Genomic DNA, 17,469 nt, shown 5'->3' with positions numbered 1-17,469 from the left:
GGCGATCCGTCGCCCTCCGACCGATCCGACCCCGCCGGCCTCTCCGGCGGGGTCGTTTCATTGACAGAATCCGAGCCTCATGGAAAAGCGCGTTCGCTTTCAATCCGCCTGGTTGCCGTGGGTGCTGCTGACCCCGCAGGTGATCATCATCGCGGTGTTCTTCTTCTGGCCGGCGGCGCAGGCGGTGCTGCAGTCCTTGCAGGTGCAGGACAGCTTCGGCCTGTCGACCGAATGGGCAGGCCTGGCCAACTTCAGGCAGCTGTTCGGTGACTCGGCCTACCTCGAATCGTTCAAGGTCACTGCGATCTTCTCGGTGCTGGTGGCCGTGCTCGGCATCGCGATCTCGCTGGTGCTGGCGATCTTCGCCGACCGCATCATCAAGGGCGCGCTGGCCTACAAGACGATGCTGATCGTGCCGTATGCCGTCGCACCGGCGGTGGCCGGCGTGCTGTGGGTGTTCATGTTCTCGCCGTCGATCGGCGTGGTCTCGTACGGCCTGGCCAAGTTCTTCGGCTTCGACTGGAACCACCTGCTGAACTCCACCCATGCGATGACGCTGGTGGTCGCCGCCGCCGTGTGGAAACAGATCTCGTACAACTTCCTGTTCTTCCTGGCCGGCTTGCAGTCGATCCCGAAATCGCTGATCGAGGCCGCGGCGATCGACGGCGCGCGCCCGTGGCGTCGCTTCTGGTCGATCCAGTTCCCGCTGCTGACGCCGACCACGTTCTTCCTGCTCGTGATCAACATGGTCTACGCGTTCTTCGACACCTTCGCGATCGTCGACGCCACCACCCAGGGCGGCCCGGGCCGCGACACGGTCATCATGGTCTACAAGGTCTACCAGGACGGCGTGAAGGGCGGCGACATCGGCAGTTCGGCGGCACAGTCCGTCGTGCTGATGTTGATCGTCGTGTCGCTCACGGTGCTCCAGTTCCGCTACGTCGAAAAGAAAGTGAACTACTGAGATGGTCGAGCGCCGCGCCACGCTGGGCATCCTCGCCCACGCCATCATGATTCTCGGGATGCTGATCGTCGCGTTCCCGCTCTACCTCGCGTTCGTCGCGTCGACCCACGAGGCCCAGGAGATCGTGCAGGCGCCGATGCCGCTGCTGCCCGGCACGCACTTCTGGGAGAACTACAGCGCCGCCCTCACCGGCCACGGCGGCGGCGCCGGCTCGAACGCGCCGGTCGGCCGGATGATGTGGGTCAGCCTGGTCACCGCGCTGGTCATCACCTTCGGCAAGATCGCGGTCTCGCTGCTGTCGGCCTTCGCACTGGTGTACTTCCGGTTCCCGCTGCGCGGGCTGTTCTTCTGGGCGATCTTCGTCACGCTGATGCTGCCGGTCGAGGTGCGCATCCTGCCCACCTACAAGGTCGTTTCCGACCTCGGCATGCTCAACAGCTACGCCGGCCTGACGATCCCGTTGATTGCCTCGGCGACCGCCACCTTCCTGTTTCGCCAGTTTTTCCTGACGGTGCCGGAGGAATTGGTCGAGGCCGCGCGGATCGACGGCGCAGGCCCGATGCGCTTCTTCTGGGACATCCTGCTGCCGCTGTCGAAGACCTCGATCGCAGCCCTGTTCGTGATCCAGTTCATCTATGGCTGGAACCAGTACCTCTGGCCGCTGCTCGCGACCACCAGCGAAGACATGTACCCGGTCGTCGTCGGCATCAAGCGCATGATCGCCGGCGGTGATTCCGGCAACGAGTGGAACATCGTGATGGCCACCGCGATCATGGCGATGCTGCCTCCCGCAGTCGTCGTGATCTTCATGCAGCGCTGGTTCGTCAAGGGCCTGGTCGACACCGAAAAATAGAACTCCAGCAGAAGCACGCACATGGCATCCATCTCCCTCCGCAACGTCGTCAAGCGCTACGGCACCGGCCCGAAGGCCAACCCGGTCATCCACGGGGTCAGCGCCGAGATCGCCGACCACGAATTCATCGTCATCGTCGGTCCGTCGGGCTGCGGCAAGTCGACACTGCTGCGCATGGTCGCCGGCCTCGAGGAAATCACCGAGGGCGAGATCGCGATCGGCGGGCGCGTCGTCAACGACACCGAGCCGAGCGAGCGCGACATCGCGATGGTGTTCCAGAATTACGCGCTCTACCCGCACATGAGCGTGTTCGACAACATGGCCTACGGCCTGAAGATCGCGAAGGTGCCGCTCGACGAGATCAAGGTCCGCGTCGACAAGGCCGCCAAGATCCTCGAGCTCGGCCCCTACCTGCAACGCAAGCCGCGCGAGCTGTCCGGCGGCCAGCGCCAGCGGGTCGCGATGGGCCGGGCGATCGTGCGCCAGCCGCAGGTGTTCCTGTTCGACGAGCCGCTGTCCAACCTCGACGCAAAGCTGCGCGCACAAACCCGCCTCGAGATCCAGAAGCTGCATGCCGAACTGGGCGTCACCTCGCTGTTCGTCACGCATGACCAGGTCGAGGCGATGACGCTGGCGCAGCGCATGATCGTGATGAACGCCGGTCGCATGGAACAGATCGGCACGCCCGACGAGGTCTATCACCATCCGGCATCGACCTTCGTCGCCAGCTTCATCGGCTCGCCACCGATGAACCTGCTGAAGGGCCAGGCCGACGGCTCGCGATTCACGGCGGGCGGCCAGACGTTGTCGCTGCCGGCCGCCGCGCCGCGCAGCGGCGAGTTGATCCTCGGCTTGCGCCCCGAGCACACCGAGCTGAGCCAGACCGGCTCGGCCGGCTGGCCGCTGAAGGTCGAGGCGCTGGAGATGCTGGGTGCCGAACGCCTGGTGTACGGCCATGTCGGCGATTCGCTGTTCACGGTGCGGCTCGACGCGACGCTGGTGCCGCCGAAGGTCGGCGACACGGTGGCGCTGACGACCACGCCCGAGCACCTGCATTGGTTCGACGCGGCGACGACCCAGCGGGTGTGAGCACGATGCAGCCCTGGCCCTACCCGCTCTGGATCGCGCACCGGGGCGCCGGCAAGCTCGCACCGGAGAACACGCTCGCGGCATTCCGCCTCGGCGCCGCGCACGGCTATCGCGCGTTCGAATGCGACGTGAAGCTGAGCGCGGACGGCGTGCCGTTCCTGCTGCACGACGCGACGCTCGAACGCACGTCGTCCGGCACGGGCACCGCGGCGCTCGTCGACTGGAGCGGGCTGTCGCGCCTCGACGCCGGCGGTTGGCACAGTCGCGGCTACGCCGGCGAGCCACTGCCCACGCTCGAGGCCATCGCCGCGTACTGCATCCGCAACGGCTATGCGTTGAACATCGAGATCAAGCCCACCCCGGGCGCCGAAGGGGAAACGGGCCGCGTGGTCGCTGCGGCGGCCGCGCGCCTGTGGGCGGGCCAGGCGCTGCCCCCTCTGCTCAGCTCGTTCCGCCCCGACGCACTGCAGGCCGCCCGCGAGGCCGCGCCCGCGCTGCCTCGCGCGCTGCTGCTCGATACGCTGCGCGACGGCTGGTTCGACGAACTCCACACCCTGCACTGCGTGGCAGCGGTGACGAACCACCAGATCATGGACGCCGCGTTGATTACCCGGCTTCACGCCGCCGAACTGCGTGCGCTGGTCTACACCGTCAATGAAACGGCCGACGCCGAGCGCCTCGCCGCACTCGGCATCGACGGCCTGATCACCGACGCAGTCGACCGCTTCTCGCCCGGTCCGAGCGGCGTGCGCGCCTAGGCCGATGCGCGCGCCGCGGCGGTGAGCGCGTAGACGCGCGTGTCGCGCGGCTCGCCGAGCGGGTTCAGCGCGTCGCCGCGCAGCGTGCCTTCCAGCGCGAATCCGGCGCGTTCGGCCACCTTCCAGCTGCGCACGTTCGTGTCGTCCATGCGCACTTCGACGCGCCGCGCCCGCAGCGTGTCGAACGCACAGCGCGTCAGCGCCCGCGCCGCCTCGGTGACGTAGCCGTGCCCTTGCCGGCTGGAGCGGCACCAGTAGCCCAGCTCGAAGCGGCGAACACGCCAGTCGATTCGGTGCAAGCCGGTGCCGCCGACGAAGGCGCCCTCGCTGCCGTCCGCACCCCGCTCGAACATGAACAGCGCCAGGTCCTCGCGCAGCAGGAACTTGCCCTGCATGCGGCGGCAATCGGCCTCGCTCTGGACGAGCGACGGCGCGGTCTGCGCCCACGGCATGAAGACGCGCAGATCGTCGAGCGATTCGCAGACCGCCGCGTTCAGCGCCGCGGCGTCGTCGCCGCACGGCAGCCGCACGATCAGTCGGTCGGTCTCGATGCGCTCAGGCACCGGTTCGAGCAAAGGATCCATCACACGTCCTCCTGTCAGACGGGTTCGATCGCCGGGCGCGCGGACCGCACATCGGCCTCGGCGCCCAGCCAGTCGTGCTCGCTTTCGGGCCTGGGCAAGGCCCGCACCCGGCGGATCACCGGCGCGCGCCACGCAAGCAGCGCGAGCAGCAAGGCGCCACCGCCCGCGAAGCCGAGCGCCGCGCGCAACCCGAACTGTTCTCCCAGCCAGCCGCCGAGCAGCGCGCCGGGGCCCGCGGGGATCAGGATCAGCCAGCGCATCGTGCTCGTCATGCGCCCGAGCAAGTGCGGCGGCGTCACCGCCTGGCGAAGCGCCAGGAAGTTGATGAACACCAGCACCGCGCCGGTCGAGAACAGCATCAGCATCAGCGCGAACGCGGCGACCCCGAACGGCCCGACCGGTGCCACCGCCAGCAGCAGCCAGCCCGCGCCGCAGACCGCGAAACCGAGCACCAGGCACGGGCCGGGGCCGACCCGTGCACTCACGCGACGGCCGACGACACTCGCCAGGATCGTGCCGACGCCCATGCCCATGTAGCTCAACCCGACCGCCTGCTCCGACAAGCCGAGCGTGCGCGTGGCAAACAGGATCTGCACAACGACCGCGGCGTTGTGGCACATCTGCCAGACACCCACCGCGAGCGCGAGCGCGACCAGCAAGCGGTGCCGCAGCACGAAGCGCACGCCGGCACGCAGGTCGCGCATGAAATGGGCGTCGGCGCGCGGCCGCAGGTCCTCGACCACCACGATGCCGCGCAGGATCGCGGCCGAGACCAGCAGCAGCACCGCGTCGACCAGGAGCGCCAGCGGTGCGCCGACCAGCTTGATCAACGCGCCGGCCAGCCCCGGCCCGGCCACTTCGGCCCCCGAACCGGCGAGGGCATTCTTGGCGTGGGCCTCGACCAGTCGCTCGCGCGCGACCACCTGCGTCAGCACGATCTGCGCAGCCGTTCCGGCGATCGTGAAGACCGTGCCGAGCAGGAACGCACAGGCGTACATCCACCCCATCGAGAGCCAGCCCATCCACCAGGCGAACGGCACGCTGGCGACGACGACCGCGAGCAGCGTCTCGCCGACGATGTAGACCGGCAGCTTGCGCACCCGGTCCAGCCACACGCCAGTCGGCAGCGAGAACAGCACGAACGGCGCGATCTCCATCGCGGTCAGCAGGCCCATCTGGGTCGGGCTCGCGTGCAGCAGCACGGCCGCCGTCAGCGGCAGCGCCAGCATCGTCACCTGCCCGCCGAACGAGCTGATCAGGATCGACGTCCACAGGCGCCGGTAGGTCGCATCGCGCAGCAGATCGTCGGCCGGCAGGCGCAAGCGGCGTCGCCAGCCGCGAATGGAATTCAACAAGACCTGTCTCATGGTCCTCACCTCTTTCGTCTTCTTCTCGCGGCATCGGGTTGGATGCCCTGATGGGTCGGTGGACCCGGTGCAGCGAAAGGAAGGGGCGTGTTTCCGATTCTTCCGCTGAGTTCTCAGCGGAAGCTCCTGGTCAGAAGCGGATGCCGAGAGGACTAATGCGCAGCGCCGAACTGCTTCAACAGCCCGCGTGCGATGCCGGCCGGAGAGGCCGGTCGGTTCGAGTCGACGACGACGAGCCCGGGCGCGATGCCGGAGTCGAGCCAGACCGCGCCGGCGCACGGCTCACCGCGTGCAGCGGTGCGGGCGTGGGCGTGGAAGGCGGGGCTCATGGGTGGGCGGGTCAAATCGAGCCGAGATGGTAGCAGCGGGCGGCGGGCGATGACAAGCCGGCCGGGCCGGTCGTCGTTGCGCCGCATCCACTGCATCGATGAGGCGGGGGCGGACGCCGCGCTCAGCTGCGGTAATCAGCGTTGATCTTGACGTAGTCGTAACTGAGGTCGCAGGTCCAGACCGTGGTGGATACGGCGCCGCGGTGCAGGTCGATCCGCACCGTGATCTCGCTCTGCTTCATCACCCGGGCGCCGTCCTCCTCGCGGTAGGTCGCCAGCCGCCCACCGTTCTGGACGACCGCCACGTCGTCGAGAAACAGGTCGATCTTCGTCTGGTCGAGGTCGTCGATGCCGGCATAGCCGACCGCGGCGAGGATGCGGCCGAGGTTCGGGTCACTGGCGAAGAACGCCGTCTTGACCAGCGGCGAATGCGCGATCGCGTAGGCGGCCTGGCGGCACTCGGCCTCGGTCTTGCCGCCATCGATCTGCACGCTGATGAACTTGGTGGCGCCCTCGCCGTCGCGCACGATCGCCTGGGCGAGCTGACGCGCGACGGCAACCACGGCGTCGCGCAGGCGTCGGCCATCGCCGCTCTCGAACTGCGTGATCTCGGCATGCCCGGCCAGGCCGGTGGCGATCAGCAGGAACGAGTCGTTGGTCGAGGTGTCGCCGTCGATCGTGATGCGGTTGAAGGACTGGTCCGCCGCGTCGGTGACCAGCGCCTGCACCAGTGCCGGCGCGATCACCGCGTCGGTCGCGACGAAGCCCAGCATCGTCGCCATGTTCGGCCGGATCATCCCGGCGCCCTTGCTGATGCCGGTGATCGTCACGGTACGGCCGCCGATCAGCAGTTGCGCGGAGGCGGCCTTCGGCACGGTGTCGGTGGTCATGATCGCCTCTGCCGCCTCGGCCCAGTGGTCGGCGCGCAGGTCGGCGATGGCCGCCGGCATGCCGGCGACGATGCGGTCGACCGGCAGGCTTTCCATGATCACGCCGGTCGAGAACGGCAGCACCTGCTCGGGCGCGATCTTCAGGTGGCCGGCCAGTGCGCTGCAGGTGGCGAACGCGCGGGCCAGCCCATCCTCGCCGGTGCCGGCGTTGGCGTTGCCGGTGTTGATGACGATCGCCCGCGGCGCGGAGCTGCTGGCCAGGTGCGTACGGCACAACTGCACCGGTGCCGCGCAGAAGCGGTTGCGGGTGAACACGCCCGCCACGGTCGAGCCGGGAGCGATCGTCACCACCGTCAAATCGCGCCGGTTCGCCTTGCGTACGCCGGCCATCGCGATGCCGAGCTCGACGCCGCGCACGGCGTACAGGGATTGGGGATCGGGGGCTTGCAGATTGACGGGCATGGCAGTCGATTCGAGCGGGGATGGCGGGGGATTGTGCATGCGGCCGCCCGACCCTGTAAGGCTTACGTATGGGCAAAGGTCGTGCACCTGCATTAGAGTCGGCCCGAAACATGCATCAGGTTGACGGTCCGTCGACAATTCGACGGCCGCACGGAATGCTGAATCACGTTGTCGGGAACCCATTGAATGCTGCCTTTCTTCGCTGACCTGGTGCTTCGCACCGACGAGGCGCGCCGAGATTTCGAGACCCATCCGGTCGTGCTGGACGCCGTCGCGCACGGCATGTCGATCGAGCGCTACCGCAAGCTGCTGCTGGAGCTGTACCAGGTGGTGTGGCACTTCAACCCGGTGTGCGCGGCGGCCGCGAGCCGCGTGACCGATGCCCATCGCCAGGTGCGCTACTTCCTGTACGAGCACATGCATGAGGAGTCGGGACACGAAGAGTGGGTGATGAACGACCTGGAAGCAGTGGGCGTCCAGCCGGACGACACCCGCGGTTACTCCCCGTCGGTCCATGTGCTCGCGCTCACCGGCTTCAATTACTGGTCGGCCGATCGGCGCCATCCGTGCTCGGTGCTCGGCATGATGTACGCCCTGGAGGTGATCGCGTCGGTGTATGGCGGCACGTTCTCGTCGGCGATCCGCGACTCGCTGCTGCTGGAAGGCGACCGCGGCGTCTCGTTCATCAGCTCGCACGCCACGATGGACGCCGAGCACATGATCGAACTTCGCCAGGTGCTCAACACGCTGACCGACGAGGCGGCGCGCGAGGCCATCGTCGAGTCCACCCTCGTCAACTTCCAGCAGATCACCGGGATCTTCGCGGCGATATGACTCCACACGAGAAAGCGCAGCTGACGGCGCTGATGACGCGCCCGTACAAGTACCTGCGACTGGAGTGGAACCCGGACCGGCAGGCGCTGCGCGTGCGCACCTACGTCAAGCCGATCCAGTGCTACAGCCTGGCGGGCATCGCCGAGATGCAGCGCGTGCTCGACGACATCGAAGCCAGCCCTGGCCTGGTCAAGCACCTGGTCCTCACGTCCGACGTCACCGGCGTCTTCAACTTCGGCGGCGACCTGTCGCTGTTCGTGCTGCTGATCCGGGCGCGCGACGTGGACTCTCTGCGCATGTACGGCCGGCGCTGCGTGGAGATGGTGTGGTGGCTGGAGAACGCATCCAAGCTGGGCGTGCACACGACGGTGCTGGTGCAGGGCGACACCCTGGGCGGCGGGCTCGAATCGGTGATGCCGTTCCACAAGATCATCTTCGAGCGCAGTGCGCAGGCCGGCTTCCCCGAGGTGTTGTTCAACCTGTTTCCGGGCATGGGCGCGTGGAACTTCGTGATCCGCAAGGCGGGTTTCTCGATCGCGAACGAGATGATCCTGTCGGGCCGCCTCTACACCGCCGAGCAATTGATGCGGCGCCACCTGGTGGACGTCATCGTCGAGGACGGCGAGGGTGAGGCGGCGATCGAGGCGGTGCTGGCCCAGGTGCACCCGCGGCTGCGCGGCACGCTGGCGGCGCTGGAAGCCCGGCGCCTCGCGGCCCCGATCACGCGCGAGATGCTGATGGCGATCGTCGACCAGTGGACGACCTCGGCGCTGGACCTGAGCGACCGCGACCTGCGTCTGATGGAGCGGCTGGCGCGCGCCCAGGTGCGCAAGGCCGGGGACATCACCCGCGAAGGCGCCGTCGACGAGATCAAGCGCATGGAGCTGGATACGGCCTGGGGCGAGGAGCGCACCGGCATCACCGAGTGGTCGGCGCTCAACTGAGCGCCTGTCCTCGACCGTTCAGAGCCAGTTGCGCAGCAGCTCCAGCAGCTGCTCGCGCGTATAGGGCTTGGCCAGATGTCCATCCATGCCCGCCTCGCGCGAGCGCATCGCGTCTTCCTCGAATGCATCGGCGGTGAGCGCCAGGATCGGGACGCGGGGCGCCCCGCTCTTGGCCTCGCGGCTGCGGATCTCGCGCGCTGCCTGGTAGCCGTCCATCACCGGCATCTGGCAATCCATCAGCACCACGTCGACATTGTTCAGTTCGAGTTGCGCCAGCGCTTCGATGCCGTCGGTCGCCTCGACGACGCTGACCCCGATCGACTGCAGCACCTCGCGCGCGATCATCCGGTTCACATCGTTGTCCTCGACGACCAGCACCACGCCCATCAGGCTCGACTCGCCGTCCAGGCCGCCGAGCGCCGACTCGCCCGGCGGCGCGTGCACGGTCTCGGGGTCGCGTTCCAGGTTCAGCGTGAAGCGGAAGCGCGAGCCGAAGCCCGGCCGGCTCTTGACCTCGATCGATCCGCCCATCGCCTGGACGATGGCCTGGCTGATCGCCAGCCCCAGCCCGGTGCCACCGCGCCGGCGACTGCGCGACCCGTCGACCTGATGGAACGGCTGGAACAGGTCCGGCTGCGCCTCGGCCGGGATGCCGATGCCGGTATCGCGGATCTCGAACGTGATGCCGACGCGCTTGTCGCGGGCCGGGACGGTGGACGGCGACAAGCGCAGCATCACGTCACCACGCTCGGTGAACTTGATCGCATTCCCGACCAGATTGAGCAGCACCTGCTTGAGCCGCTGCGCGTCGGTCAGCACCCAATCCTCGACATCTGGCTCGATGTCCAGGTTCAACGTCAGCCCCTTGGCATCCGCATTGCCGCGGAACAGCGTCATCACCGAGACCGCCATCGCATGCAGCGAGACCGGCGCGTCGACGAGGCTGAGCTTGCCGGCCTCGATCTTCGAGTGGTCGAGCACGTCGTTCAGGATGCTCATCAGCGACGCGCTCGACTGCGACGCCGTGCGCACCAGGCGGCGCTGGTCCGGGTCCAGCACCGAGCGCCGCAGCAGCTCGAGGGAGCCCATCACCCCGTTCATCGGCGTGCGGATCTCGTGGCTCATCGTCGCCAAGAACTGCGACTTCGCGAGGTTCGCGCTCTCGGCGGATTCCTTGGCCAGCTGCAGCGACGCGTTCGCCGCATCGGCCTCGAGTGCGTGGCGAACGGCGCGCACGGTGGTGTCGCTGAACTGCTTCGCCGCCCGCACCATCGTGACGCCGTACAGCGCCACCAGCACCGCCAGAGGCACCGATCGCACCGACTCGGCGATCAGGGTGGCCAGGAACACACTGCCCAGTTCGGGCACCGCGAGCCAAAGAAATGAGCGGCCCACCAGCGACATGAAGAACGCGGCCGTCGAGATCGAGCCGCAGGCGAACACCACATAGGCGGTGGCCGAGGTCCCGGACAGGTGCGCATAGATTCCGAACGAGCTCACGACCCACATCAGTCCGGCCAGCGCCGAGTTGGCTTCGAGCTGGCGCGTGGCGCGAGGCAGATCGGAATCCGGCAGGGTGTCGACATCGAAGCGGCGCGTGATCATGACGCGCCACACGCCGACCGCCACGCCGAGCAGCGCGGTCGCGCCGGCGGCCACGTAGAGGCCCGCGTAGTACCCCAAACCGGCCAGCACGACCACCGCGACGAGCTGCAACGGCACGCTGCGCGACGAGTTGTGCAGGGAGAGCCGCAACAACTCGCGTTGCACGGCCACATCGGTGACAGGGTCGTTGCTCATCCAGCGCCGAGCATAGCCTGCGCTGTGCGACACGACGCGCGCGGACGCTGATTTCTCCTGCGTCGCACCGGCACTTGGGTCAGGCCGTCAGGCCAGGCGGCCGTGACACTGCTTGTACTTCTTGCCGCTGCCGCACGGGCACGGGTCGTTGCGGCCGACCTTCGGCACCTCGTCGGCCAGCGTCGCCGGATCGGCCTCCTGCGAGACGCTGCCGTCCTCGTTCGGGTGCGTGTAGGTGACGTTGCTGATGCGCTCGGCCCGCTCCTCGATCGCCTCGGCCGCCTGCGCGACCTCTTCCTGCGACTGGATGCGCACCGTCATCAGCACGCGGGTCACGTCCATCTTGACGACGTCGAGCAGTTGCGAAAACAGCTCGAAGGCCTCGCGCTTGTATTCCTGCTTCGGGTTCTTCTGCGCGTAGCCGCGCAGGTGGATGCCCTGGCGCAAATAGTCCAGCGCGGCCAGGTGCTCGCGCCAGTGGGAGTCGATCGACTGCAGCAGGATCATGCGCATGAACGGCGTGAACTGCTCCAGGCCGACCCGCTCGACCTTCTCGTCGAACGCGGCATTCGCGGCCGCAACGACCTTCTCGACGATCTCCTCGTCGGTGATGGACGCGCTCTTCTCGACCTCGGCCTTGAGCGGCAGCACGACGTGCCACTCGTCGGCCAGCACCTTCTCCAGGCCGGCCAGGTCCCACTGCTCCTCGACGCTGTCGGTCGGCACGAAAGTGCGCACCACGTCGGTCATCGTGCTCTCGCGCAGGCTGGCGATCTGCCCGGCCAGACTCTGCGCCTCGAGGATGTCGTTGCGCTGCTGGTAGATCACCTTGCGCTGGTCGTTGCTGACGTCGTCGTACTCCAGCAGCTGCTTGCGCACGTCGAAGTTGCGCGCCTCGACCTTGCGCTGCGCGCTTTCGATGCTGCGCGTGACGATGCCCGCCTCGATCGCCTCGCCGTCGGGCATCTTCAGCCGCTCCATGATCGCGCGCACGCGGTCGCCGGCGAAGATGCGCATCAGCGAGTCGTCGAGCGAGAGGTAGAAGCGCGAGGAACCCGGGTCGCCCTGGCGGCCGGAGCGGCCGCGCAGCTGGTTGTCGATCCGGCGCGACTCGTGGCGCTCGGTCGCGATGATCCGCAGGCCGCCCTGGGCCTTGACGCTGTCGTGCAGCCCTTGCCATTCGGCGTGCAGCTTGGTCGCGTAGGCCGCCTTGTCGGCCTCGGTGGCGGTCTCGTCGGCGTCGAAGGCCTTGATCTGGTTCTCGACATTGCCGCCGAGCACGATGTCGGTCCCGCGGCCGGCCATGTTGGTCGCGATCGTGATCACGCCCGGACGGCCGGCCTGCGCGACGATCTCGGCCTCGCGCTGGTGCTGCTTGGCGTTCAGCACGTTGTGCGGCAGCTTGGCCTGCTGCAGCAGCCCCGAGATCAGCTCCGAGTTCTCGATCGACGTGGTGCCCACCAGCACCGGCTGGCCGCGTTCGTGGCAGTCGCGGATGTCCTTGATCACGGCCTCGAACTTCTCGCGGCTGGTCTTGTAGACGAGGTCGAGCTCGTCCTTGCGGATCGTCGGCTTGTTCGGCGGGATCACCACGGTCTCGAGGCCGTAGATCTCCTGGAATTCGTAGGCCTCGGTATCGGCCGTCCCGGTCATGCCCGACAGCTTGCCGTACATGCGGAAGTAGTTCTGGAACGTGATCGACGCGAGCGTCTGGTTCTCGCTCTGGATCTGCACACCTTCCTTGGCCTCGACGGCCTGGTGCAGGCCATCGCTCCAGCGTCGCCCGGTCATCAGGCGCCCGGTGAACTCGTCGACGATCACGACCTCGCCGTCCTGCACCACGTAGTGCTGGTCGCGGTTGTAGAGGTGCTTGGCCCGCAGCGCCGCGTACACGTGGTGCATCAGCGTGATGTTGGCCGGGTCGTAGAGAGATGCGCCCTCGGCCAGCAGGCCGGCCTCGCCGAGGATTCGCTCGGCGTTCTCGTGCCCGTCCTCGGTCAGGAACACCTGGTGGCTCTTCTCGTCGACCGTGAAGTCGCCCGGCTCGATCACGCCCTCGCCGGTGCGCAGGTCGAGCTCGCCAATCTGCTTCTTCAGTTGCGGGACGACGGCGTTGATGCGCACGTACATCTCGGTGTGGTCTTCGGCCTGACCGCTGATGATCAGCGGGGTGCGGGCCTCGTCGATCAGAATCGAGTCGACCTCGTCGACGATCGCGTACGACAGCCCGCGCGCGACACGGTCGGCCACGTCCTGCACCATGTTGTCGCGCAGGTAGTCGAAGCCGAATTCGTTGTTGGTGCCGTAGGTCACGTCGGCCGCGTACGCGGCCTGCTTCTCCTCGCGGCTCATCTGCGGCGTGTTCACGCCGACCGTCAGGCCGAGGAAGGTGTACAGGCGCCCCATCCACTCGGCATCGCGGCGCGCGAGGTAGTCGTTGACGGTGACGACATGGACGCCCTGGCCGGTGATGGCGTTCAGGTAGACCGGCAGTGTCGCCATCAGCGTCTTGCCCTCGCCGGTGCGCATTTCGGCGATCTTGCCGTTGTGCAGCGTCATGCCGCCGATCAACTGCACGTCGAAGTGGCGCATCTTGAGCACCCGCTTGCCGCCTTCGCGCACCACGGCGAAGGCCTCGGGCAGCATCTTGTCGAGCGTCTCGCCGGCCTTGAAGCGCTGCCGGAATTCGTCCGTCTTGGCGACGAGGGCGGCGTCGTCGAGCGCCTCGAACTGCGACTCCAGTGCGTTGACCTGGGCCACGACCTGCCGGTACTGCTTCAGCAGGCGGTCATTGCGGCTACCGAAAATCGAGGTGAGGAGCTTGGGCAACATGCGGCGTCTGGGTTGGGAACGGGGCAGCGAGGCCGCTGGCGCGGGCCGCGGAGCGCGTGGCGCCGCTCCGCTGCGGAGATCCGCTGAAAGTTCAGGCTAGGTGCGGTCGACCGGGCGCCAAACAAGGTTTCGCCGGCGCGGCGGAGCAGCCAAAGCCGTGAATTTTAACATTCAGCCCGCGGCCGACCGGGGGCGGATCAGCGCCGCGGGCGGGAGGACTTGGCGGCGGCCGCGAGCGGCGCGTCGCCGCCGGCGAGGAACCTGGCGGGATTCTGCGGCACGCCATCGACCAGCACCTCGAAGTGCAGGTGCGGCCCGGTGGACCGTCCCGACGTGCCGACCTCGGCAATCACCTGCCCGCGCCTGACCAGGTCGCCGGCGCGCACCAGTACCCGCGAGTTGTGGGCGTACCGGGTCACCAGGCCATTGCCGTGGTCAAGTTCGACCAGCTGGCCGTACTCGGGATGATGCTCGCTCGAGAGCACGACGCCGCCGGCCGCGGCGCGCACTGGCGTGCCGATGTCGCTCGGGAAGTCGAGCCCGGTGTGCAGCGCCGCGCGACCGGTGAACGGGTCGGCACGGAATCCGAACCCGGAGCCGACCGCGCCGTCGACCGGGCGGCTGTTGGGAATCATCAGCGCGGTCAGTCGCGATTCCAGCAGGCGGGATTCCAGCAGCGTGAAGACATCGGTACGCTGGTCGGCCTCGATGCTGACGGCGTCGAGCGCATCGCCGAGTTGCTCGAGCGATGGCGCCACGCCGGCGGCCAGCGGCACGAACGGACCACCCTGCCCGCCGGCGCGCGGCACCGACTTGAGTTCCTCCGGCTTGACGCCGACCGCGGTCGAGACGCGGTCGCCCATCGCCTCGAGCCGGATCAGCTTGGCCTGGACCTCGCCGACCTTCTGCGCCATCGCGTCGAGGTTCTCGCGCATGAAGCGGTCGCGCTGCGCGAACTCGTCGCGCACCACGAACCGCACCAACTGGCTGACGACCGGCCAGCCCTCGCGCGCGGCCTTCAGGAAGACAAAGTTGTAGACCGTGCCGGACAGCAGCGTCAGGCCGATGACCAGACCGAGCAGCGCGGCGCCGAGTTGCCAGCGGTTGAAGCGCAGCACGCGCGTGCGCGCCAGGCTGCCATGGGTGATCAGAATCTGCATCGCTACACTCCCTCGGGTGAACCCCAAGCATTCCTCGCGACCGCTGCCGGTCACACCGGATGCGCTGCGCATCGAGCAGGCACTGGCAAAAAGCGCGCCGCTCGCCCGCCTGCAACTGCTGATGCGCGACTCCAACGCCCGATTCGAGGCGATCCGCGCCGGCATGCCGTCCGCGCTCGCCGCACACGTCCGGCCGGGCCCGGTCGACGAGAACGGCTGGTCGCTGCTGGCCGCCAATGCGGCAGTGGCCGCGAAGCTGCGGCAGTTGCAACCGCGCCTCGAAGACCTGCTGCGCGAACGGGGGTGGGAGGTTAGCGCAATCCGGGTGAAGGTTCAATCGACATGACCGGCCGATGCCGGCGCCACGCGCTGATCGCCGCGGCGCTGGTGCTCGGCCTGTCGGCGACGCCGACGCTGCGGGCGCAGGACGCGGGCACCTGGGCGTTCGACCCCCCGGCAGACACCTTCGATCCCGCCGCGCTGCTCGACCTGCGCCGCCTGAACGAACCGTTGGCCGGCGCGACCGGCTTCGTGCGGGTGGGCCTGGACGGCGGCTTCGTGCGCGGCGACGGGCAACCGATCCGCTTCTGGGCCGTCAACACCGACACCGGCCACGGCCCGTTCGTCGCCAAGCCTCTCGGGCCGAAGACCGCGCCGGACCTGGCGCGCCACGCACGCTTTCTCGCCAAGCGCGGCGTCAACATGGTGCGCCTGCACCGGCAGATCAGCCCCGACCTCGCCGCGCACCCGACTGCCGCGATCACGGACATCGACGAGGCCGAGCGCGACAGCATCTGGCGCACCGTCGCCGCGATGCGCCGCGAGGGGATCTACACGACGATCTCCCCCTATTGGGCCGCGCGGATGAAGTTCGCGAAGACCTGGGACATCCCCGGCGGCGCCGGGCAGGCCGCGTGGGGCCTGCTGTTCTTCGACGAGACCTTGCAGACGGCCTACCGCACCTGGCTGAAGAAGCTGCTGACCGAAAAGAACCCGTACACCGGCGTGGCGCTGGCGCAGGATCCGAGCGTCGCGCTGATCCAGCTGCAGAACGAGGACAGCCTGCTGTTCTGGACCGTCGACTCGATCCAGGGCGCGCAACGCCAGGCGCTGGAGACGCGCTTCGCAGAGTTCGCGGCCGGGCGGCACGGCTCGCTCGAGAAGGCGCTCGCGGCCTGGGCGGGCGAGCGCGCACCGGGCGATGCGCCGGAAGCGAACCGCCTCGCGCTGCTGCCGATGTGGCAGCTCACGCAGGCCCCGCCCCGCGGCGGACGCGCCGCGCGGCTGGCCGATCAGACCGAGTTCTACGCCCGGACAATGCAGGCGTTCAACGCGCGCACCGTCGACTACCTGAAGCGCGAACTCGGCGTGCGGCCGCTGATCAACGCCGGCAACTGGCGCACGGCGAGCAACGCGCGGCTGGGCGACGTCGAACGCTGGTCGTACACCGCCGGCGATGTCGACGCCACCAACGTCTACACCGGCGGCCTGCACGAAGGTCCGTCCAACGGCTGGGCGGTCCTGAACGGCGACCGGTTCACGCGCGAGAGCGTGTTGCGCGATCCGGCCGCGTTGCCGATCAACCTGCGCCAGACGCAAGGGCGACCGATGCTCGTGACCGAAGGCGGCTGGGTCGCGCCGAACGGCTACGGTGCCGAAGGGCCGTTCCTGATCGCGGCGTATGCGTCACTGACCGGCATTGGCGGCTACTACTGGTTCAGCACCGGCGAGGAAGGCTTCGCCCCGCCGCGATCGGCCAACGGCTACCTGCCGTCGCTGCAGAAATGGTCGTTCGCCGAGCCCGATGTGCTCGGCAGCTTCCCGGCTGCCGCGCTGGCGTACCGCAGCGGCTACCTGAAGCGCGCCGCGCCGGTCGTCGCCGAGGGCCGGCCGCTCGACGACCTGTGGAAGCGCCAGGTGCCGGCCGTCGTCGAGGCCAACGCCTTCGATCCGAACCGCGATGCGACCCGCACGGCGTCAGGCGCAAACGCCGGCGCGGTCCCGCCCACGGCGTTCCTCGCCGGCCCGGTCACGGTCGCGTTCGCTACCGATCGCGCCGCCACCTCGACCACCGGGTGGGCGGCGCGCGCGGCGGCGGGCATCATCCGCGCCGCGTCCGAGCAGATCGTGATGGACGCGGCGCGCGGGGTGTGCACCGTCGACGCACCGATGGTGCAAGGTGTCGCCGCCCACTTCGCGGGCGCGCCGGTGCACCAGCTGAGCGACGTGCGCTTCGCGTCGACGAATGCCTTCGGCGCCGCGCTGGCGGTCACGCTCGACGGGTTGCCGCTGGCACGATCGCGGCAGGTCCTGGTGCAGTACGCGACGCAGAGCCGGCCGACCGGGTGGCTTCAGGTGCCGGTGCAGATCGCGCCCAAGGGCGCTGCGGCCGTCGCCGGCTGGGAGGTGAAATCGTTCGGCACGGCGCCGTGGCGGGTCGAGAACGCGCAGCTCGACGTGACGATCCGCAACCCGGCGCTGACCCGCGCCACCGCGCTCGACATGAACGGCATGCCGGTCGCCGCCGTCGCGCTCAAGCGCGACGCGGCCCAGGTGGAGTTCCGCTTTCCGGTCGGGACGATGTACGTGGTGTTGCGCTGAGG

Annotated in this window: 15 protein-coding genes; 8 read left to right on the top strand and 7 right to left on the bottom strand. The window is 68.5% G+C overall.

The features are described from left to right. The first annotated feature begins 79 nt into the window (after positions 1–79). The 4 genes from ugpA to ugpQ are packed head-to-tail and all read left to right on the top strand — an operon-like array spanning position 80 to position 3,664. The gene (gene ugpA / locus ASC76_RS02005; RefSeq protein WP_056461618.1) at positions 80–964 is read left to right on the top strand and encodes a sn-glycerol-3-phosphate ABC transporter permease UgpA; all 885 of its coding nucleotides are present in this window, start codon (positions 80–82) and stop codon (positions 962–964) included. Position 965: 1 nt separating this feature from the next. After that, entirely contained in the window at positions 966–1,817 is an 852-nt protein-coding gene (gene ugpE, locus ASC76_RS02000; protein WP_056461615.1) for a sn-glycerol-3-phosphate ABC transporter permease UgpE, read from the top strand. Between the two features lie 21 nt (positions 1,818–1,838). Next, the gene (locus ASC76_RS01995; protein ID WP_056461613.1) at positions 1,839–2,906 is read left to right on the top strand and encodes a sn-glycerol-3-phosphate import ATP-binding protein UgpC; all 1,068 of its coding nucleotides are present in this window, start codon (positions 1,839–1,841) and stop codon (positions 2,904–2,906) included. A 5-nt stretch (positions 2,907–2,911) separates the two neighbouring features. Continuing rightward, positions 2,912–3,664 (top strand): glycerophosphodiester phosphodiesterase, encoded by a 753-nt coding sequence (gene ugpQ / locus ASC76_RS01990; protein ID WP_056463062.1) that lies wholly within the window; start codon positions 2,912–2,914, stop codon positions 3,662–3,664. Here ugpQ and ASC76_RS01985 read toward each other — a convergent pair. The 4 genes from ASC76_RS01985 to argJ form a co-directional block, all read right to left on the bottom strand. Next, positions 3,661–4,248: a GNAT family N-acetyltransferase gene (locus tag ASC76_RS01985; protein ID WP_056461610.1), complete on the bottom strand. Its 588-nt coding sequence runs from the start codon at positions 4,246–4,248 to the stop codon at positions 3,661–3,663. The two genes, ugpQ and ASC76_RS01985, sit on opposite strands and share 4 nt — an antisense overlap. 14 nt (positions 4,249–4,262) lie before the next feature. Continuing rightward, positions 4,263–5,615, bottom strand: coding sequence for an MFS transporter (locus ASC76_RS01980; RefSeq protein ID WP_056461607.1), 1,353 nt, complete (start codon positions 5,613–5,615; stop codon positions 4,263–4,265). A gap of 152 nt (positions 5,616–5,767) precedes the next feature. Continuing rightward, entirely contained in the window at positions 5,768–5,944 is a 177-nt protein-coding gene (locus ASC76_RS25005; RefSeq protein WP_157615207.1) for a hypothetical protein, read from the bottom strand. Between the two features lie 122 nt (positions 5,945–6,066). After that, a complete protein-coding gene (gene argJ / locus ASC76_RS01975) occupies positions 6,067–7,296 on the bottom strand; it encodes a bifunctional glutamate N-acetyltransferase/amino-acid acetyltransferase ArgJ (RefSeq protein WP_056461604.1) in 1,230 nt (409 codons plus the stop codon). Between the two features lie 186 nt (positions 7,297–7,482). Between argJ and ASC76_RS01970 the strand changes: the two genes are divergently transcribed. After that, positions 7,483–8,130 carry an iron-containing redox enzyme family protein gene (locus tag ASC76_RS01970; RefSeq protein ID WP_056461600.1) on the top strand — a complete coding sequence of 216 codons (648 nt, stop codon included), beginning with the start codon at positions 7,483–7,485 and terminating at the stop codon, positions 8,128–8,130. Then, positions 8,127–9,074 carry a crotonase/enoyl-CoA hydratase family protein gene (locus tag ASC76_RS01965; protein WP_056461597.1) on the top strand — a complete coding sequence of 316 codons (948 nt, stop codon included), beginning with the start codon at positions 8,127–8,129 and terminating at the stop codon, positions 9,072–9,074. The genes ASC76_RS01970 and ASC76_RS01965 overlap by 4 nt, the downstream gene beginning before the upstream one ends. A gap of 18 nt (positions 9,075–9,092) precedes the next feature. Here the strand turns inward: ASC76_RS01965 and ASC76_RS01960 are convergent, their stop codons facing one another. The 3 genes from ASC76_RS01960 to ASC76_RS01950 all read right to left on the bottom strand — a co-directional run bounded on the left by ASC76_RS01960 (position 9,093) and on the right by ASC76_RS01950 (position 14,866). Continuing rightward, on the bottom strand, positions 9,093–10,874 hold the full coding sequence (locus ASC76_RS01960; RefSeq protein WP_056461594.1) for an ATP-binding protein: 1,782 nt from the start codon (positions 10,872–10,874) through the stop codon (positions 9,093–9,095). Positions 10,875–10,961: 87 nt separating this feature from the next. Next, positions 10,962–13,706, bottom strand: a complete 2,745-nt coding sequence (gene secA, locus ASC76_RS01955) for a preprotein translocase subunit SecA (protein ID WP_056461591.1) — start codon at positions 13,704–13,706, stop codon at positions 10,962–10,964. 197 nt (positions 13,707–13,903) lie between these two features. After that, the gene (locus ASC76_RS01950; protein ID WP_056461588.1) at positions 13,904–14,866 is read right to left on the bottom strand and encodes a M23 family metallopeptidase; all 963 of its coding nucleotides are present in this window, start codon (positions 14,864–14,866) and stop codon (positions 13,904–13,906) included. Positions 14,867–14,882: 16 nt separating this feature from the next. On the opposite strand from ASC76_RS01950, the gene ASC76_RS01945 reads away from it, so the two are divergent. Together ASC76_RS01945 and ASC76_RS01940 are read left to right on the top strand one after the other, a co-directional pair. Further along, positions 14,883–15,212, top strand: coding sequence for a DciA family protein (locus ASC76_RS01945; protein WP_235580309.1), 330 nt, complete (start codon positions 14,883–14,885; stop codon positions 15,210–15,212). Continuing rightward, complete coding sequence (locus tag ASC76_RS01940) at positions 15,209–17,467, top strand: hypothetical protein (protein WP_056461585.1); 2,259 nt, start codon at positions 15,209–15,211, stop codon at positions 17,465–17,467. The genes ASC76_RS01945 and ASC76_RS01940 overlap by 4 nt, the downstream gene beginning before the upstream one ends. Positions 17,468–17,469 lie beyond the last annotated feature (2 nt).

The organism is Rhizobacter sp. Root404 (assembly GCF_001425865.1).
Taxonomy (GTDB): domain Bacteria; phylum Pseudomonadota; class Gammaproteobacteria; order Burkholderiales; family Burkholderiaceae_C; genus LMDS01.
Note: the sequence above shows the minus strand (reverse complement) of the source record. Positions and strands in the feature narration are given on the sequence as shown.